Origin of the sequence: Serratia rubidaea (assembly GCF_016026735.1) — a bacterium.
Classification (GTDB): Bacteria; Pseudomonadota; Gammaproteobacteria; order Enterobacterales; family Enterobacteriaceae; genus Serratia_B; species Serratia_B rubidaea.
In genome coordinates this window covers 1,375,143-1,391,853 of record NZ_CP065640.1, presented here as the reverse complement: position 1 = coordinate 1,391,853, position 16,711 = coordinate 1,375,143, and the positions used below count along the sequence as shown (strand labels likewise).

Genomic DNA, 16,711 nt, shown 5'->3' with positions numbered 1-16,711 from the left:
TTACTTCTCTGAATAGTTGCGGCCCAACGCCCACAGTGCGGCGTACTTATTAAAGGTATATTGCGCGTTGACCACGGCTAACAGCAACCCCTGTTTACCGTCGAGAAAGCCGGCGCGCAGCAGCCAGGTCTTGCAGAAGGCGCCAAGCGTGTGGGTGAGGATGGAGAAGTAACCGCAGCGCTTGCCGGCGGTATGGCGCTGCGTCGCCCATTCCTGCGCGTAATGAAGCTGCTTGCGTTGAAAGGCAAAAAAGTCGCGGCAGGTCAGATGCAGCAGATCGCCCTGTAACGGCACGATGCGCGCGCCGAGCGTATTGAGCGACTCGTGCACCAGATCGTCGTTGTAGCGGTAGCGTTCACGCGCGTACAGGCGGTTGACGCGGTCCGGATACCAGCCGCTATGGCGCATGAAACGGCCAAGAAACAGGTTGCGTCGTCCCAGGCTGTAAACCCGATCGTCATCCGCGGCGCTGAGCACCTGCTCGATGGCGCGACGCAGCTCCGGCGTTACGCGTTCGTCAGCGTCGATCATCAGCACGTAATCGCAGCCGGCGTAGCTTTGCGCCAGCTGACGCTGTTTGCCGAAGCCCTGCCAGTTGCGGTTGACGAAGACTTTTGCGCCCAGGTTTTCGGCAATGGCTACCGTATCATCCTGGCTGCCGGAGTCCAGCACGATGATTTCATCCGCCCAGCTGACCGACTGCAGGCAATCCGGCAGCAGCTCGGCTTCGTTTTTGGCGATCATCACGACCGACAGGCTTTTGCGGTTTTCCATCAGTGGCTCCGGGGCGGCAGATAAGGCTCCAGCAGGTGCAGCAGGCGCTGCAGCGCGCCCTGGTTCTGATACAGCACTTCAACGGCGTGGCGGCCGTAGTAACGGCGATAATCCTCATCGGTCAGCAGCGTCTCCACTTCTTTGACCAGCGAGTCGGTATCGGTGACGGTAATCAGCCCTTCGGCCTGAGAGAGCTTGCCGCAGATATCCTTAAAGTTAAAGGTATGCGGGCCCATCAGTACCGGAATGGCGTGCGCCGCGGCTTCCAGCGGGTTATGCCCGCCGCGTTCCACCAAGCTGCCGCCAACGAAGGCCAGATCGGCAATGCCGTACAGCAGCATCAGTTCGCCCATGGTATCGCCGATCACCACCTGGGTGCTGCTGGAGGGAATTTCACCGCTGCTGCGGGTGGTGTAGCTGAAGCCGGCCTTTTGCGTTAACTCTTTGGCGGTCTGGAAGCGTTCCGGATGGCGAGGCACCAGGATCAGCAGCAGGTCAGGGTGCTTTTCCAGCAGCTTACGGTGCGCCGCCAGCAAAATAGTCTCTTCCCCTTCATGCGTGCTGGTGGCGATCCACACCGGACGCCGCGGCGCCCACTGGCGGCGCAGCGTCACCGCCCGGGCCGCCAGCTCCGGGGTAACGGAAATATCGAACTTCAGGCTGCCGGTCACGGTTAACTGGGAACGCTTCAGCCCCAGTTCGATAAAGCGGTCGCCGTCTTCCTGATTCTGCGCGGCGATAAGCGTAATGCGGCGCAGCATATCGCGCATAAAGCCGCCGATTTTTTTATAGCCGGCGGCAGAGCGGGCGGAAAGGCGCGCGTTGGCGATCACCAGCGGGATCTGGCGCTGGTGCAGCGCGTTGATCATGTTCGGCCACAGTTCAGTTTCCATGATGATGACCAGCTTCGGATTAACCTGATCAAGGAAGCGGTGCATGGAGCCGGGCAGATCGTAAGGGAGGTAGACGTGGTGCACATCTTTGCCGAAGGCGGACTGGACACGCTCTGAACCTGTCGGGGTCATTGTGGTCACAGTAATCGGTAAAGAGGGGTAACGGTGGCGCAGGGCGCGCACCAAAGGAATGGCGGCGAGCGTTTCGCCGACGGACACGGAATGCAGCATGATGCCGCCGGGAACCACTTTCCCGGCGCAGAAGCCATAGCGTTCAGCCCAGCGCTTGCGGTAGGCCGGCGCTTTGCGGCTGCGCAGTAATAAGCGAAGCCAGATCAGGGGCTGAATGAGGTAGAGGAGTACCTGATATAAACGCAGCAACATTCTATCAATTTCATTTTTATGGGTTATTCGGAATAGTACCATAATCGGCAGGGAAAGGCGCTAATTTGGTGGCTTCGGGCACCAGTTTCAGACAACAGACGGGTGGTTTCGTCGATAGGGTTGATATGAAAAATATTTTAATTATTCGCCGCGATAACATTGGCGATCTTGTTTGCACTCTCCCTCTGATTGAAGGTGTAAAAATTGCATACCCGGATGCCAAGCTCTATTTGTTAATTAATAAAATCAGCCAGGACGTCGTAGAAAATAACCCGCATATTGAGAAGGTTTTTGTCTATAAAAAGGCAAAGCACAAGGCGAAGCATGAAACGACGCTGGGCGTTTATTTCGAGCGCCTGATGATATTCCTGCAGCTGCGGCAGATAAAATTTGACGCAGCGATTCTGGCAAATCCCGTTCCCTGCAAATACAGCCTGCGGCTGGCGAAAATGGCGGGCGTCAAACATATTATCGGCGCCGACCTCGGTTCATCGGAAATAACCCGCTCGTTCAAACCGCAAGATTTTCACGGCAAACATCAGGTGGAACATACCTTTAGCTATTTGTCGGCGATCACCGATCGACAAATCGCCATTCCCCCGGTGCGGGCTTACTTAAGCGCGTCAGAGCGGCAGCAAGCGCAGCAGCGTATACAAATCGCCTTGCCGCAGGCGGAGCGCATTTATGCGGTGCATATCAGCAGCCGCATGGCTAACCGGCGCTGGCCGCTGGAGCGCTACGCCGAGATTATTCGCCGTTTGACCGATGATCCGCGCAATGGGGTGCTGATATTTTGGTCGCCGCAGGGCACGCTGGCGCCGGATGATATCGGTGACCAGCAGCGCGCTCAGCAGCTGCTGGAGCAGTGTGGCAATGCGCGCGTCGCGCTCTACCCGACGGCGTCGGTGCGTGAGCTGCTGGCGGCGTTTGAGCGCTGCCACCTGGTGCTATGCAGCGACGGCGGGCAGATGCATCTGGCCGCAGCGGTAAACAGCACGCAGGTGGTGTTCTTCGGTGATACCGACAAGGAATCCTGGCACCCGTGGTCGGGTAAGTACGCGATTTTGCAAACGGCGTCGGGCGAGTGCGCCGACGTAACGGTCGATGAGGTGTGGCAGCAGATCGGCGCGTTGACGGCGTAGGCTTCTCGGCTGCCGGCGAGGCAGCCGAGCGTTCTGGCTACGGGCGTTTTACCAACGAGAGATACTTGTCGATAATATGCTCGTAGTCGAATTTACGATACATCGCCGGGACGATCTCGGGGGGAGTCTCCCACGCCAACCGTAATTTCTCTGCAAGGGATTGCGCGCTCATTGCGGACATATAAGGGGCTAATTCGCCGCTCATGATTTCAGCCACACCGCCGGGGCTTTGCGTGCTGACGATCGGCGTATGGCAAATCAACGCTTCGATCAGCACCGTTGGTAGCCCTTCGCTATCGGAACTGAGCGCTACAATTTTTGCGCCCTTGATGGCTGGCAGCGGATTTTGCTGGAAGCCGGCAAGGAGCACCTTATCCTGTAGCTGCAACGCCGCTATCTTCGCCGTAATCGCCTGCGTGACAGACTCTTCTCCCTGGCCGATAAGCACCAGTTTGCCCGGCAATTGGGCAAGTGCAAACGCCTCTAATAACCGGTCGTGACGTTTAACCTGGTGAAAACGCCCGACGTGCAGGATGTAATCTTCACCGGCGAAGGGATTGACCGCGGCCGCGCGCCGTTCGATCTCCGGAATATCGAACGGGTTATAAATGGTGATGAGCTGCGCGGGCTTGATACCCATCTGCTGAACCACATCTTCACCTACCGCATCGGATACGGTGATGAGTTGACGATTCTTATAGACATGCTGCATTTTTCGCCGTTTGAGCCAGCGGCTCAGGCCGGTTTTATTGCCCAGATACGAACGTGAAAACATGCCGTGAATGCAATGCCAGACGTTATTGGCGCGCAGTATTTTGGAACGAACGACAATACGGTCGGTTTTATGCAGGTTGGAGATGACCAGTGTCGGTTGTCCGACGCGGGCGAAAAGCTCGCTGAGCACGGCATCAAGCGAGGCTGCACGTCTGGATAGCTCGGTCAGTTTGCGTAACGGGCCGGTTCCGCGGTCTGCATCAACGATAAAATCAATGCCCGCAGGGATTTCATAATCGCGCTTATTGCTTAATGACAGCAGGGTGACGTGATAGCCACGCTGCTGAACGCCTTTGGCGAGGGCCAGAGTAACGTTTTCAGCGCCGCCGCCCGGTAGCCCGTCGATAATAAACAGAATATGTTCTTTCATGATGGCAACACGCTCTGATACAGCGAAACCAGTTGCTCGGACAGGCGCGCCGGCGTTGCCGGCATAATGCGCTGCCGGGCCGCTGCGCCCATGGATGAACCCAGCGCCTGTCGAGGTAAATCGCGCACTGCGGCGGTTAACGCCGCGACGTCCAGCGCATCACTGACAAAACCGTTTTGGCCGGCGGTGATAAACTCGGCGCCGCCGCATGTGGTGCTGGTGATCACTGGCAGACCGCATGACATGGCTTCCAGAATAACGTTGGGGAACGGATCGTACAGCGTAGGCAGCAGTAGCCCGTCGGCGGCCTGATAGAAAGGCAGCGTCTGTTTCTGCACGCCCATAAAGCGGATGCGGTCGCCGCAGCCTAACGATTGGGCCAGCGCGCGATAGCGTTTTTCCGCCTTGTCTTTACCCACCACCAGCAGATAACTGTCGGTGGCCGCGACGGCGCGAATCGCCGCCGCCAGCCCTTTACGCTCAAAACCGGAGCCGACGAAGATCAGGCAGTGGGCCTGCTGCGGGATCTGGTATTGCTGGCGTAGCAGATGCCGCTGCGCGTCGTCGGCGGGCAGGAATTTCTGGTTATCGATGGCGTTGTAAATTACCCTGATTTTATCGGCGGCGACGCCGAAATCGTCGATGATTTCCTGTTTAATCATTTCTGCGTTGCAGATCACCGCTTTCAGTTCGGGGGCGGCGTACATCGCCCGTTCGGCGCACATTACGTAGCGGTGGTAACGGTTGGAGAACAGCCATTTACGCCGCCATTCCGGCAGCAGGCGCGCACGCTGCAGCAGCCAGCGGCGGTGCACGCCGTCGCCGGCCCGGTAAATATCGCAGCCGGCGATGCGTTCGTGACTTTGCACCAGATCGAACCGTTCCTGCTGCCACAGCGCGCGCGCCGCCTCGGCAAAGCCGCGCTCGCGGCTGATGCGGCCGAGTTTAAACGGATTACACAGGTGAATATGCCAATTGGGGTTGGCGTCTCCTTGCCATTCGCGGGTAATGACGTTGAGTTCGAGGTCCTGTTGCTCCAACGCTTCTAAGGCGCGGGAAACAAAACGCTCAGCCCCGCCGTCCGGGCGGTATTTTTGACGAACGATCGCCAAACGCAATGCGGTCATGAAAGCTGGCTCCGCGCGGCAGTGATGACCGCGTCTGTAGGAATAAGGTTAAGGTAACGCTCATCGGTACCGGTGTTCACCGCATCCGGGTCGGGCAGTGGCCCGTAGTCTCCGGCCCAGATAACCTGGCCGATAACCTGCCATGGGCGCCAGAACGTCAGCTTGGACGGGCCAAACAGCGCGATGCAGGGGGTTTTCAACGCGGCGGCCATATGCATGGGCACGGAGTCTACGCCGATAAATAGCCCGGCGTGATCGATGATCGCCGCCAGTTGCCGCAGGGTGAGCTGACCCGCCAGCGACACTACGCCCTGTTGGGGGCAGTGCGCCAGAATGTTTTCCACCATTTTCCGCTCTTTCTCATCGGGGCCGGAGGTAATGACCACGGTATGGCCATCGCTTTGCAAGGCGGTGATGAGCGCGGCCATTTTCTCTTCGCTCCAGCATTTAAAGAACCAGCGGGAGGTGGGCTGAACGACAATATAGTCATTCTGTACGCCGCGCTGCTGCAGCAGCGCTTCGGCGGCCTGCCAGTCCTGAGCGGCATAGCTCATGGTGACCTGCGTATCGCTGAGCTTCAGACCGAGCGGCTGCAGCAACGAGAGGTTCTGCTCCACCGTATGTAAGGCGTCATGGCCCTCGACGGAGACGAGCTGGGTATGGCAGTGGCGCCAGAGAAAGCCGCGGCGTTTGGGGAAATCAAAACCCAGACGGATGCGCGCGCCGGTCAGGCGCGTAATCAGCGCGCTGCGCCACTGATCGGCGAGGTTCACCACCAGATCGTAATGCTGCGCCTGCAGTTGGCGGATCAGGCGCCATTCGTGGCCGAGATGCGCCTTGGCGCCCTGTTTTTTCCATTGGCGGTCAATGGCGAATATCCGTGACACCGCTGGATTGCTGGCTAACATATCCTGCGTTTCCTGGTACAGCAACACGTCTATCTGCGCCTGCGGATAGTTTGCTTTTAGCGTATTGATGACCGGCGTGGTCAGCAGCATATCGCCGTGGTGGCGCAGCTTAATAACTAAAATACGCTGTACAGATGTTGCTGGGATCGGTGCTGACGCGTCGTTCATCGTGACTCGCTATATGGGAAACCAGCGAATGATTCTAAATGACCCTCTCGCATGTGGCTACTGTTGCGGATTTTTCGTGTGAAACGTGGAAAAATAGCGCGACAAAAGAGACAAATCTGTTGCGCCGTTGTCCAAAACTGACGGCGAAGTCGTTTGCCCACGGCAGGCGGGTTGCGTAACATGTTTGTATGTTATTGATATCAGGCGCGATATTTATGAATAAACCGGCATTTCTCATCACGATAGATACTGAAGGCGACAACCTGTGGCAGAACCACGATCGTATTACGACTGAAAATACCCGCTTTTTACCTCGCTTTCAGGCGCTGTGTGAGAAATATGCGTTTAAACCGGTTTATCTCACCAACTATGAAATGGCGGTTGACCCGCAGTACGTCGAGTTTGCCCGCGATGTGATTGCGCGCGGCGCCGGTGAAGTGGGTATGCATCTGCATGCCTGGAACAGCCCGCCGCTGACGCCGCTGACCGACGATGACTGGCGTCACAAACCGTATCTGATTGAGTATCCGGCCGACCAAATCCGCGCCAAGGTCGATCATATGACCAAGCTGCTGGAGGATGCCTTCCAGACGAAAATGCTGAGCCACCGCGCCGGGCGCTGGGCTTTCAACGAATATTACGCCGAGCTGTTGCTGGAATATGGTTATCAGGTCGACTGTTCGGTAACGCCGCGGGTCAACTGGCAGTATTCGCCGGGCAATCCTCAGGGCAACGGCGGCACCGACTATCGTGCGTTTCCTGCGCACGCCTACTTTATCGACCCGCAAAACATTGCGCGGCCGGGCCAGTCCGGCCTGCTTGAGGTGCCGATGAGCATTCAGTACAAGCATTCCGGCGTGATGAACGCGATTAAACAGGGTTATGACCGGCTGCGCGGCAAGCGGCGATCGCCGTCAGTACACTGGCTGCGCCCGAGCGGCAATAACCTGGACCAGATGAAGCGGGTTGCCGAGCGCTCGTTGGCGGAAGGGCATGATTACGTTGAGTTTATGCTGCACTCCTCGGAGTTTATGCCCGGCGGCAGCCCGACGTTTAAAAATGAGCAGGATATTGAAGCGTTATATCGCGATCTGGAGCAGTTCTTTAGTTGGATGCACGGCATCGCCGTAGGTAAAACGTTGGCGGAATATTACCAGGACGTAGTCAGTAAAAAATGAGAGAGAAAAAGAAATTTAAAATAGGGCTGAGCGATTCTTTGCTCGGACTGTCGTTTCCCCAGGCGCTGGCGACGCCGGAAAAGCAGCGAGCGTTATCAACGATAAATTTTGACAGTATTCTGGTGTATTCAACGACGGCGTTGGGCGATTATATGTTCAACTCGCCGGCATTACGGGCGATTCGTCAGCGTTACCCGTCAGCAAAGATCACGCTGGTGGTGCATCCAAAATATAAGGATCTGATAACAACGCGCGATTTTTACGATGACGTTTTGTTCTGGACCAACAAAGCCAGCGATATGTTTACGCTGGTCAGCCAGGCGAAAGAACGTAAGCCGCAGTTGGCGATTTTACTGCATTCACATTTGCCGTATGACGTCGTCAGCGCCGCGATGGCCGGGTGCCGGTATATTGTACGTGATAACTATGCCAAACCGGTCGGCAGGATGAACCGCTGGTTGACTTACGGGTTGGATGAATTCGATGAGCACGTCATTGCGCGTAAGATGAAGCTGGTTAGCGCGTTGGGGTGTGAAACAGATAATGTGGCAATGGCTTTGCCCTGTGCCTATGAGAAGCAGCCAAAGCCGGAAGGCGTGATACGCATCGGCTTCCAATTGGGTGCTTCAACGCTTGTTCGCTGCTGGCCGCCGGAATATTACGCTGAACTGGCGCAGCGGCTGATAGCCAGCGACAGCCGCATCGAAATCGCGCTGATCGGTTCTGCGCCTGAAAAAGGGTTGGCGGAGGCGTTGATGCAGCATGTTGAACCGGCGCTGCGGAATAAGATCACCAGCCATGTGGGGAAAACGACGTTGCCACAGCTGTTGGGGGTTATCGCCTCGATGGATTTATTGGTGACCGGCGATACCGGGCCATTACATCTGGCGATAGCATTGCGGGTGCCGACCTTGAGTCTGTTTGTGACCGAAAACCCGTGCCGCAGCGGTCCTTATCAGGATAAAGACCGCCATGAATATATTTACTTGCCGCTGGAGGATCCGCGGGTGATCGATGAACAGGCCCCGCTGAGAGCGATATCCGTCGGCGAAGTTTTTGACTGCGTTGAGCGTATGCTGACGCATTGAAAACAAAAGAGCGCTTATTGCGCTCTTTTTTTCTGGCTTGGAAACCTCTTTAGACCTTTTTTTCTTTACTCTGGTAGAGAGGGGGGCTAGGCGGCGTCGGCTGTAGGGTGAGATAGATAACCAACATCAGCGTCAGGTTGGTGACGTAACGCTGGTCGATGAATAATGTATCCACCATACCAATAAGAATCGTTGGCAATATAAGCAAAATCAGCATAGCGTTCGTATCCATGTGTCTGCGGGCCAGATACACAAGCGAGAAAAAGCATAATAATGCGATTATGCCCGCAATACCCTGCAGAGAGCCCGCCTCAATAAAATCATTATGGAGGTGATACGCGATGTTGCGCAGGGCTTCCGGATTTCCCCCTTCATGGCTGTTGATATATTGGGTTGCGTTGGCAAACCTGACATCGGTGCTCTGCCCGCCTGGAGATTGGAGCATCGTATGTATTCCCGCTTTCCACATACTGATGCGCGAGCCTAGTGATGTGTCGCCATTACCTTTTTGGTAATTACTGATTTCATTGATTATATCGGTAAGCCGTGCCGTCGCTGTTGAAAATAAATGGCTGGCCGCAGTTGCCATGACGACGACAATCAGGCCGGATAGCAAAATGGTTTTTAGTGTCAGATGGTGACGGCGGCAGAAAAAAAGTAGTAAAAACAGAGGGTAACTCAACAGGGTTGCACGCGTTTCTGTCAGGAAAATCACCCAAAGACTTAATAGGATAACAATGGTTATCGCTACGTATTTATACCGCCATGATGTTTTATGGATAACATATACAGTTAATAAAGATTGTAGCATGTAAATATACGCGGTTATCGTGGATACCGTATTAATTTGCAACCGCATATCGGGTGATTGTGCGTGCAGGTAGAGTCCGATACTCGACGTATAAAAGAAACCGAAGATCAGTAGTCCCTTGGCAAAAACTTTTACTTTATGACTTATTTGGTGATGTAACGAACCAAGCATCATGATGAGCACGGCGCCGCATAACAGACGTGTCGCGCTGGTGAGATATTCATTATGCGTTTCTAACATGCCGGATGCGGGAAAACGCCATAGCCAAACGGCTTGGCTTAATCCGATACAGAATACAGCCATGGAGGTCAACGCGGCATCGCGGGAAATTACCCATGACTTGCTGATGGCAAAGGCGGCTGTAGCGAATAAAACGGCCAGATAAAACGCATTTCTCGTAATCGTGCTATCGGTCAAGCTAGTTGATGCAGCGATAATGGTGAACAATAAAGCAATGGCAGCCAGATTGGCGGTGCTTAATTTACGAAGCATGCAAAACTCCGTTCTAACTCTTTGACAAAGAGAGTGTAGTCAAACTTCGTATTAGCATGATGCATAGCGTTATTACTTAACGTCAGATAACGGTTTTGTGTAATGACGTTGAGAATCTGTTGGGCGCAGTCTGCAGGATCCAATGTGAGAGGCGGCGCCATTTTCTGCGTTACCGTATTGAAGACCTGGTGTGGAAAATCAATGCTGATACCTGTTAGCGCATGGTATTGCTCAAAGGTCAGGGCTGGTGCAATGCCTACGCCGCATTCGCCGTCGGGGATGACTTCTGGCTGCCCATCAATCAGCGGGAAAATCACCGGTACGGTGTGGTATAACGCTTCCATACAGGAGAGCCCGAAAGGCTCCGTGACCGGAGAGCTGATGTAAAAATCGATACGGTCGAAAAATGACGTCAGATCCTGTTGAAAGCCCAGAAAATGAACGTATTTCTCAACGCCCAGTTTGGTAACGAGTTCACGTAGCTTTGCTTCATCAGGCCCTTTGCCGGCGATGTACAGTTCAGCATCAATACTTTTTTGCCGCAGGGTATGCAGCGTCAAAATAGAGACGCCGATACCTTTAAGAGAGACGAGACGAGAAGCCGTACCCAACACTACACGCGTTGTCGGCGCTACGGTTTTGGGAGAGATTGTGGTTGGCGGCGGCACGCAGTTGCTGACGATTTCTATTGGGCAAGTCAGCTTGAAACGCTCTTCTAATACGCGTTTGGAGGCGAAGCTGACAGCGATACAGCCGTCCACTTTTTCGAAAAATCCTAATGTCTTCGCATTCAGCGGGAAACGCCAAGAGCAGCCATGATCGTAATAAATCGTTTTGCTATTGCGTATCTTACGCGCCAGATTGGGCACAAAGTCCCAAAAAATCACCAAGTCGGCCCGCTGTCTTTCGATTTTTCGCAGTAAAGCGGACTTGCGAAGAAACACTGGATACTTCAGAGCACGATCATTGATGATGCGGTTGGCGAACAATACGGGAGTGTCGCCCAGTTCGCTGGCTATTTCTGGCCCGATCTTATTACTGATGCAAAGTATGCTATCACTGCCAGCCGTTGCGTTATGTAAGAACTGCAGGAAAATTTTCTCAGCGCCGCCCATTTTTTCTAAATTGATCACGTGTAGCCGCTTCATGGCCGTGGCTCCTGCAACAGGGTCAATATGTCATTCGCGGAAATAGTGCTCATCATGTTGTTCGACGATTTTTTTGCCATTTGGTTCTGCCCATAACCACCGATTAATCCCGGATCGGTTGGGCCGAACAGCGTAATATTCGGTCGATCGAGCGCGGCGGCCAGATGGCTGAGACCGGTATCCACTGATACCACGCTTTTGGCGCCGGCCAGCACCTGTGCAACCTGCTCCAGGCTGAGCTTCGGCAGCACTTCGACATGCGGGAAGCCTTCCGCCAGGCGCAGCGCGCGCTGGTGTTCGTGCTCGGCGCCCCACGGCAGCTTGATGCGCAGCCCGGTCGGCGCAACCAGCGCGATCAGCTCGCGCCAGTTCTCTTCCGGCCAGTGCTTCTCATCGCGGGTGGTGGCATGCAGAAACACCAGGTATTGCCCGGCGTCCGCCGGTGGCTGAGTGAGAAAACGGGCGGCGATGGCGTAATCGCCATAGGTGTCGGGCTTGGCGTAGCCGAGGCTTTTGGCGAATAGCTCGCGGGTGCGCTCCACCGCGTGCTGCTGCTTATCGATGTGATGACGATGGTTGTAGAACCAGCTGGCGAACGGCTCGCGCGCGCTTTTGCAGTCTTGCCCGTGCTTGCTGCCTTTGGCAACGCGGGTCACCAGCGCGGCGCTTTTGATCAGCCCTTGCGCGTCAATCACCACGTCGTAGTCGCGCTCTTGCAGCTGACGTTTAAAGTCGCAGCGCTGTTGACGGGTTTCACTACCGAACCAGTTTTTGCGCCAGCGGCGAATGGCAACCGGAATCACCCGATCCACCGCCGGGTGCCAGCTGGGGATCTGGCGAAAACCTTCTTCCACCACCCAGTCAAAGCGAATGCCGGGGATGGCGTTCATCGCATCCGTCAGCGCCGGCAGCGTATGCAGCACATCCCCCATGGATGAGGTCTTGACGATCAGCACCTGCATGGTTACTCCTCGCTGTCGGCCAGTAGCGGCATTAACGCGTCTAACACCTGTTGCGGCTGAATATCAATCAGGCTCTGATGATAGCCTTGGTCAGCATCGCCTTTACGCACCTTGTGGTAGCCGCTGATCAGGCGGATAACTCTGGCCTTGTCCGACAGCGGCGGCGTGAAGTCCGGGCTGCTTGGCCCGTACAAGGCTATCAGCGGTTTGTTCAACGCCGCTGCAACGTGCATTAAACCGGAGTCATTACTGACGACTGCCTGACAGGAGGCCAGCAGGATGACCGCCTGCTCCAGCTGGGTTTCGCCGGCCAGGTTGATGCAGTGGCCGCGAGACGTATCTGCCAGAGCCGTGCGGATCTGTTCACCGGCCTCGCGATCTTTGGCGGAACCGAACAGGGCGATCTGGTAACCCTGGTCGATCAGCATCTGCGCCAGCTGGGCGTAATGGTAGTGCGGCCAGCGCTTGGCCGGGCCGAACTCTGCACCAGGACAGAAGCCAATCAACGGGCGGGCGTCGGTCAGGTTGAAGGAGGCGGTAGTCTCCGCAATATCTTCATCGCTGACCTGCAGCTGCGGCCATAACAGCGGTTGCGGCAGATCTGCGGCGCTGCGGATGCGCTGTTTATCATAGGCCAGCGCCACATAGCGCTGGACCATTAACGGGAAAGCGGCTTTATCCAATACGCGGATATCGTTCAGCAGGCCGTAGCGCATTTCGCCGCGCCAGCCGCAGCGTTGCGGCACCTGAGCGAAGAACGGCACCAGAGCGGATTTGAACGAATTCGGCAGTACATAGGCGCGATCGTAGCGGTTGGCGCGCAGCGCGTGACCAAGACGACGACGTTCGCCGAGCGCCAGCGCGCCGTGCCCGAGGGGCATCGCCAGCGCCTGGCTGACTTCCGGCATCCGCGCCAGCAGCGGCCGACACCAGGCCGGAGCCATCACGTCGATCTCTGCTGACGGGTACTCGGCCTTCAGGGTGCGGTAAAGACTTTGCGACATCATCATATCGCCAACCCAGGAAGGGCCGATAACCAGTATTTTCATACCGTGCAGATTCCCTTCAGCTTAAGCAGTGCGGTTGAGCCAGGCCATATACTCTTTGACGCCTTCGGCGACCGTTTTAAACGGTGCGGTGTAACCCGCCGCGCGCAGATTGGTCAGATCGGCCTGGGTATAGGCCTGATAGCGGCCCTTCAGCTTTTCCGGGAACTCAATATATTCCACCGCGCCTTTTTGGTGGAAGTCCACCACCGCGTCGGCTACCGCCTGGAAGGTTTCCGCCCGGCCGGTGCCGCAGTTGAAGATGCCGGAGACGCCGTTCTGCCAGAACCACAGGTTAACCGCCGCCACGTCGCCGACGTAGATGAAGTCGCGCTTGAAGTTTTCGCTGCCGGCGAACAGTTTCGGGTTCTCACCGCGGCCGATCTGGCCGTTGAGGTGGAAGGCCACGCTCGCCATGCTGCCCTTGTGGCCTTCACGCGGGCCGTAGACGTTGAAATAGCGGAAGCCGCACACCTGAGAGTCGGCCTCCGGCAGAATTTCACGCACGTACTGGTCGAACAGGAATTTGGAGTAGCCGTAAACATTCAGCGGCTGCTCGTACTGGCGCTCTTCGATAAAGTTTTCGCTGCGGCCGCCGTAGGTGGCGGCGGAAGAGGCGTACAGGAAAGGAATCTGGCGATCCAGGCAGTAGTGCAGCAGATCTTTGGAGTACTGATAGTTGTTATCCATCATGTACTTGCCGTCCCACTCGGTGGTGGCGGAGCAGGCGCCTTCATGGAATATCGCTTCGACATCGCCGAAATCGTCGCCGGCAACGATGCTGGCGATAAAATCTTCCTTATCCATATAATCGGCAATATCGAGATCGACCAGATTGACGAATTTGGTGCCGTCTTTCAGGTTATCGACCACCAAAATGTCATGATAACCTTTATCATTCAGTGCTTTAACGATGTTGCTGCCGATCATGCCGGCGCCGCCAGTGACGATAATCATTGGGCTTACCCCTGTTTATTCTGCCTGGTAGGGCACGATACCCCACGCTATATGACGCCTATAATAGCATTTCATGCCGTTGCAAACATCGGACGGGCTCCGATTCTCCTTAGAAGAGATTGCGGCGGTAACTGGTCGGTCTCTGCCGTGATATCTGCTGCATTTTTCATATTCTCTCCGGCGGATTATCGTCAGTCCGGTTACAAATCAGTAAAATATGTTGAAAATGAGCCAATCCTGGAGATAACAGAATGTCCGCGTCGTTTTATCAGCAGTTGGAACAACAACTTGCCGACACCCGTGCCGAAGGGTTGTTTAAGCAGGAACGTATTATCACCTCCGCGCAGCAGGCCGATATCGCCGTGGCGGATGGCAGCCACGTTATCAATTTCTGCGCCAACAACTATCTTGGCTTGGCGAATCATCCTGCGCTGATCGAGGCGGCGAAAGCCGGTATGGACAGCCACGGTTTCGGCATGGCGTCGGTACGCTTTATCTGCGGCACCCAGGACAGCCATAAACAGCTGGAGCAGAAGCTGGCCGAGTTTCTCGGGATGGAAGACGCCATTCTCTATTCCTCCTGCTTTGACGCCAACGGCGGCCTGTTTGAAACGCTGCTGGGGCCGGAGGATGCGATTATTTCCGATGCGCTGAACCATGCCTCCATCATCGACGGCGTGCGTCTGTGCAAGGCCAAGCGTTACCGTTATGCCAACAACGATATGAACGAGCTGGAAGCGCAGCTGAAACAGGCGAAGGCCGACGGTGCGCGCCATATTCTGATCGCCACCGACGGCGTGTTCTCGATGGACGGCGTGATTGCCAACCTGAAAGGGGTGTGCGACCTGGCGGATGACTATCAGGCGCTGGTGATGGTGGACGACTCCCATGCGGTCGGCTTTGTCGGCGCCAATGGCCGCGGTACGCATGAGTATTGCGAAGTGATGGATCGCGTCGACATTATCACCGGCACCCTGGGTAAAGCGCTGGGCGGCGCTTCCGGCGGCTACACCGCGGGGAAAAAAGAGCTGGTGGAGTGGCTGCGCCAGCGCTCGCGCCCTTATCTGTTCTCCAACTCGCTGGCGCCGGCGATCGTCGCCGCTTCGATCAAAGTGCTGGAACTGCTGGCTGAAGGGGATGCCCTGCGCGATCGCCTGTGGAGCAACGCTCGTCTGTTCCGCGAAAAAATGACCGCCGCAGGTTTTACCCTGGCCGGCGCCGATCACGCCATCATCCCGGTGATGCTGGGAGACGCGAAACTGGCGCAGGACTTTGCCAATGCACTGCTTAATGAAGGCATTTACGTAACAGGTTTCTTCTATCCGGTGGTGCCGAAAAATCAGGCGCGCATCCGTACCCAAATGTCCGCCGACCATTCACCGGAGCAAATTGAACGCGCCGTTGAGGCGTTTACGCGTATCGGCAAAGATCTTGGCGTTATTGCATAAGGTAAAACCATGAAAGCACTGTCTAAACTGAAAGCGGAAGAAGGGATTTGGATGACCGATGTGCCACAGCCGGAGCTGGGGCACAATGACGTCATGATCAAAATTCGCAAAACCGCGATCTGCGGCACCGATGTCCATATCTATAACTGGGATGAGTGGTCACAGAACACCATTCCGGTCCCGATGGTGGTGGGCCACGAATACGTGGGCGAAGTGGTGGCGATTGGCCAGGAAGTGAAAGGATTTACTATCGGCGACCGCGTGTCCGGCGAAGGGCACATCACCTGCGGGCACTGCCGCAACTGCCGCGGCGGCCGTACGCACCTGTGCCGCAATACCACCGGCGTGGGCGTCAACCGTCCCGGTTCGTTCGCCGAATATCTGGTGATCCCGGCGTTTAACGCCTTCAAGATCCCGGACAATATCTCCGATGAGCTGGCGTCGATTTTTGACCCGTTCGGCAATGCGGTGCATACCGCGCTCTCGTTCGATCTGGTGGGTGAGGACGTGCTGGTGTCCGGCGCCGGGCCAATCGGCATTATGGCGGCGGCGGTGTGTAAGCACGTGGGCGCACGCAACGTGGTGATCACCGACGTGAATGAATACCGTCTGGAGCTGGCGCGCAAAATGGGCGTCACCCGCGCGGTGAACGTCAGCCAGGAAAACCTGAGCGATGTGATGAACGAACTGGGCATGACCGAAGGGTTTGACGTCGGCCTGGAGATGTCGGGCGCACCGCCGGCCTTCCGCACCTTGCTGAACGCCATGAATCACGGCGGCCGCATTGCCATGCTGGGGATCCCGCCTTCCGATATGTCGATCGACTGGAACCAGGTGATTTTCAAGGGGCTGTTTATTAAAGGTATTTACGGCCGTGAAATGTTTGAGACCTGGTATAAGATGGCCGCGCTGATCCAGTCTGGCCTGGATCTGACGCCGATCATTACCCACCGTTTCTCGATTGACGAGTTCCAGCAGGGCTTCGACGCCATGCGTTCCGGGCAATCCGGGAAAGTGGTGCTGAGCTGGGATTGATGTGAT

15 protein-coding genes are annotated in these 16,711 nt (G+C 56.0%); 5 read left to right on the top strand and 10 right to left on the bottom strand.

Annotated features, from left to right (window positions below):
• Positions 1 to 774, bottom strand: a complete 774-nt coding sequence (locus I6G83_RS06435; protein WP_054307449.1) for a glycosyltransferase family 2 protein — start codon at positions 772 to 774, stop codon at positions 1 to 3.
• Positions 774 to 2,051: a lipid IV(A) 3-deoxy-D-manno-octulosonic acid transferase gene (gene waaA, locus I6G83_RS06430; RefSeq protein ID WP_015962359.1), complete on the bottom strand. Its 1,278-nt coding sequence runs from the start codon at positions 2,049 to 2,051 to the stop codon at positions 774 to 776. Before waaA ends, I6G83_RS06435 begins: the two co-directional genes overlap by 1 nt.
• A 125-nt stretch (positions 2,052 to 2,176) precedes the next feature.
• Here waaA and I6G83_RS06425 point away from each other — a divergent pair, with 125 nt between their 5' ends.
• Positions 2,177 to 3,193 carry a glycosyltransferase family 9 protein gene (locus I6G83_RS06425; RefSeq protein WP_054307448.1) on the top strand — a complete coding sequence of 339 codons (1,017 nt, stop codon included), beginning with the start codon at positions 2,177 to 2,179 and terminating at the stop codon, positions 3,191 to 3,193.
• Positions 3,194 to 3,230: 37 nt separating this feature from the next.
• Here I6G83_RS06425 and I6G83_RS06420 read toward each other — a convergent pair whose 3' ends face one another.
• Genes I6G83_RS06420 through rfaQ form a run of 3 tightly spaced genes read right to left on the bottom strand, consistent with a single transcriptional unit; the run spans position 3,231 to position 6,540 of the window.
• Positions 3,231 to 4,337: a glycosyltransferase gene (locus I6G83_RS06420; RefSeq protein WP_054307447.1), complete on the bottom strand. Its 1,107-nt coding sequence runs from the start codon at positions 4,335 to 4,337 to the stop codon at positions 3,231 to 3,233.
• Complete coding sequence (locus tag I6G83_RS06415) at positions 4,334 to 5,464, bottom strand: glycosyltransferase family 4 protein (RefSeq protein WP_015962356.1); 1,131 nt, start codon at positions 5,462 to 5,464, stop codon at positions 4,334 to 4,336. Before I6G83_RS06415 ends, I6G83_RS06420 begins: the two co-directional genes overlap by 4 nt.
• Positions 5,461 to 6,540 carry a putative lipopolysaccharide heptosyltransferase III gene (gene rfaQ, locus I6G83_RS06410; RefSeq protein WP_054307446.1) on the bottom strand — a complete coding sequence of 360 codons (1,080 nt, stop codon included), beginning with the start codon at positions 6,538 to 6,540 and terminating at the stop codon, positions 5,461 to 5,463. Before rfaQ ends, I6G83_RS06415 begins: the two co-directional genes overlap by 4 nt.
• A gap of 215 nt (positions 6,541 to 6,755) precedes the next feature.
• Here rfaQ and I6G83_RS06405 point away from each other — a divergent pair, with 215 nt between their 5' ends.
• The gene (locus tag I6G83_RS06405; RefSeq protein ID WP_054307445.1) at positions 6,756 to 7,718 is read left to right on the top strand and encodes a polysaccharide deacetylase family protein; all 963 of its coding nucleotides are present in this window, start codon (positions 6,756 to 6,758) and stop codon (positions 7,716 to 7,718) included.
• A gap of 38 nt (positions 7,719 to 7,756) precedes the next feature.
• Positions 7,757 to 8,806: a glycosyltransferase family 9 protein gene (locus tag I6G83_RS06400; RefSeq protein WP_161805805.1), complete on the top strand. Its 1,050-nt coding sequence runs from the start codon at positions 7,757 to 7,759 to the stop codon at positions 8,804 to 8,806.
• Positions 8,807 to 8,855: 49 nt separating this feature from the next.
• Here I6G83_RS06400 and I6G83_RS06395 read toward each other — a convergent pair whose 3' ends face one another.
• Genes I6G83_RS06395 through rfaD form a run of 5 tightly spaced genes read right to left on the bottom strand, consistent with a single transcriptional unit; the run spans position 8,856 to position 14,222 of the window.
• Positions 8,856 to 10,109, bottom strand: coding sequence for an O-antigen ligase family protein (locus I6G83_RS06395; RefSeq protein WP_054307443.1), 1,254 nt, complete (start codon positions 10,107 to 10,109; stop codon positions 8,856 to 8,858).
• Positions 10,094 to 11,257: a glycosyltransferase gene (locus tag I6G83_RS06390; RefSeq protein WP_054307442.1), complete on the bottom strand. Its 1,164-nt coding sequence runs from the start codon at positions 11,255 to 11,257 to the stop codon at positions 10,094 to 10,096. The genes I6G83_RS06395 and I6G83_RS06390 overlap by 16 nt, the downstream gene beginning before the upstream one ends.
• Entirely contained in the window at positions 11,254 to 12,219 is a 966-nt protein-coding gene (gene rfaC / locus I6G83_RS06385) for a lipopolysaccharide heptosyltransferase RfaC (protein ID WP_054307441.1), read from the bottom strand. Before rfaC ends, I6G83_RS06390 begins: the two co-directional genes overlap by 4 nt.
• Before the next feature lie 2 nt (positions 12,220 to 12,221).
• Positions 12,222 to 13,268, bottom strand: a complete 1,047-nt coding sequence (gene rfaF / locus I6G83_RS06380; RefSeq protein WP_054307440.1) for an ADP-heptose--LPS heptosyltransferase RfaF — start codon at positions 13,266 to 13,268, stop codon at positions 12,222 to 12,224.
• 21 nt (positions 13,269 to 13,289) lie between these two features.
• A complete protein-coding gene (rfaD, locus tag I6G83_RS06375; RefSeq protein WP_054307439.1) occupies positions 13,290 to 14,222 on the bottom strand; it encodes an ADP-glyceromanno-heptose 6-epimerase in 933 nt (310 codons plus the stop codon).
• A gap of 251 nt (positions 14,223 to 14,473) precedes the next feature.
• Between rfaD and kbl the strand changes: the two genes are divergently transcribed.
• Positions 14,474 to 15,670, top strand: coding sequence for a glycine C-acetyltransferase (gene kbl, locus I6G83_RS06370; protein WP_054307438.1), 1,197 nt, complete (start codon positions 14,474 to 14,476; stop codon positions 15,668 to 15,670).
• Positions 15,671 to 15,679: 9 nt separating this feature from the next.
• The gene (gene tdh / locus I6G83_RS06365) at positions 15,680 to 16,705 is read left to right on the top strand and encodes an L-threonine 3-dehydrogenase (RefSeq protein WP_054307437.1); all 1,026 of its coding nucleotides are present in this window, start codon (positions 15,680 to 15,682) and stop codon (positions 16,703 to 16,705) included.
• Positions 16,706 to 16,711 lie beyond the last annotated feature (6 nt).

Excerpts from the sequence above, each read along its gene's own strand:
- rfaC (WP_054307441.1), bottom strand. The coding sequence starts at position 12,219 with ATGCAGGTGCTGATCGTCAAGACCTCATCCATGGGGGATGTGCTGCAT.
- I6G83_RS06420 (WP_054307447.1), bottom strand. The coding sequence starts at position 4,337 with ATGAAAGAACATATTCTGTTTATTATCGACGGGCTACCGGGCGGCGGC.
- rfaD (WP_054307439.1), bottom strand. The coding sequence starts at position 14,222 with ATGATTATCGTCACTGGCGGCGCCGGCATGATCGGCAGCAACATCGTT.
- rfaF (WP_054307440.1), bottom strand. The coding sequence starts at position 13,268 with ATGAAAATACTGGTTATCGGCCCTTCCTGGGTTGGCGATATGATGATG.
- I6G83_RS06415 (WP_015962356.1), bottom strand. The coding sequence starts at position 5,464 with ATGACCGCATTGCGTTTGGCGATCGTTCGTCAAAAATACCGCCCGGAC.
- I6G83_RS06390 (WP_054307442.1), bottom strand. The coding sequence starts at position 11,257 with ATGAAGCGGCTACACGTGATCAATTTAGAAAAAATGGGCGGCGCTGAG.
- I6G83_RS06405 (WP_054307445.1), top strand. The coding sequence starts at position 6,756 with ATGAATAAACCGGCATTTCTCATCACGATAGATACTGAAGGCGACAAC.
- I6G83_RS06395 (WP_054307443.1), bottom strand. The coding sequence starts at position 10,109 with ATGCTTCGTAAATTAAGCACCGCCAATCTGGCTGCCATTGCTTTATTG.
- tdh (WP_054307437.1), top strand. The coding sequence starts at position 15,680 with ATGAAAGCACTGTCTAAACTGAAAGCGGAAGAAGGGATTTGGATGACC.
- rfaQ (WP_054307446.1), bottom strand. The coding sequence starts at position 6,540 with ATGAACGACGCGTCAGCACCGATCCCAGCAACATCTGTACAGCGTATT.
- I6G83_RS06425 (WP_054307448.1), top strand. The coding sequence starts at position 2,177 with ATGAAAAATATTTTAATTATTCGCCGCGATAACATTGGCGATCTTGTT.
- kbl (WP_054307438.1), top strand. The coding sequence starts at position 14,474 with ATGTCCGCGTCGTTTTATCAGCAGTTGGAACAACAACTTGCCGACACC.
- I6G83_RS06435 (WP_054307449.1), bottom strand. The coding sequence starts at position 774 with ATGGAAAACCGCAAAAGCCTGTCGGTCGTGATGATCGCCAAAAACGAA.
- waaA (WP_015962359.1), bottom strand. The coding sequence starts at position 2,051 with ATGTTGCTGCGTTTATATCAGGTACTCCTCTACCTCATTCAGCCCCTG.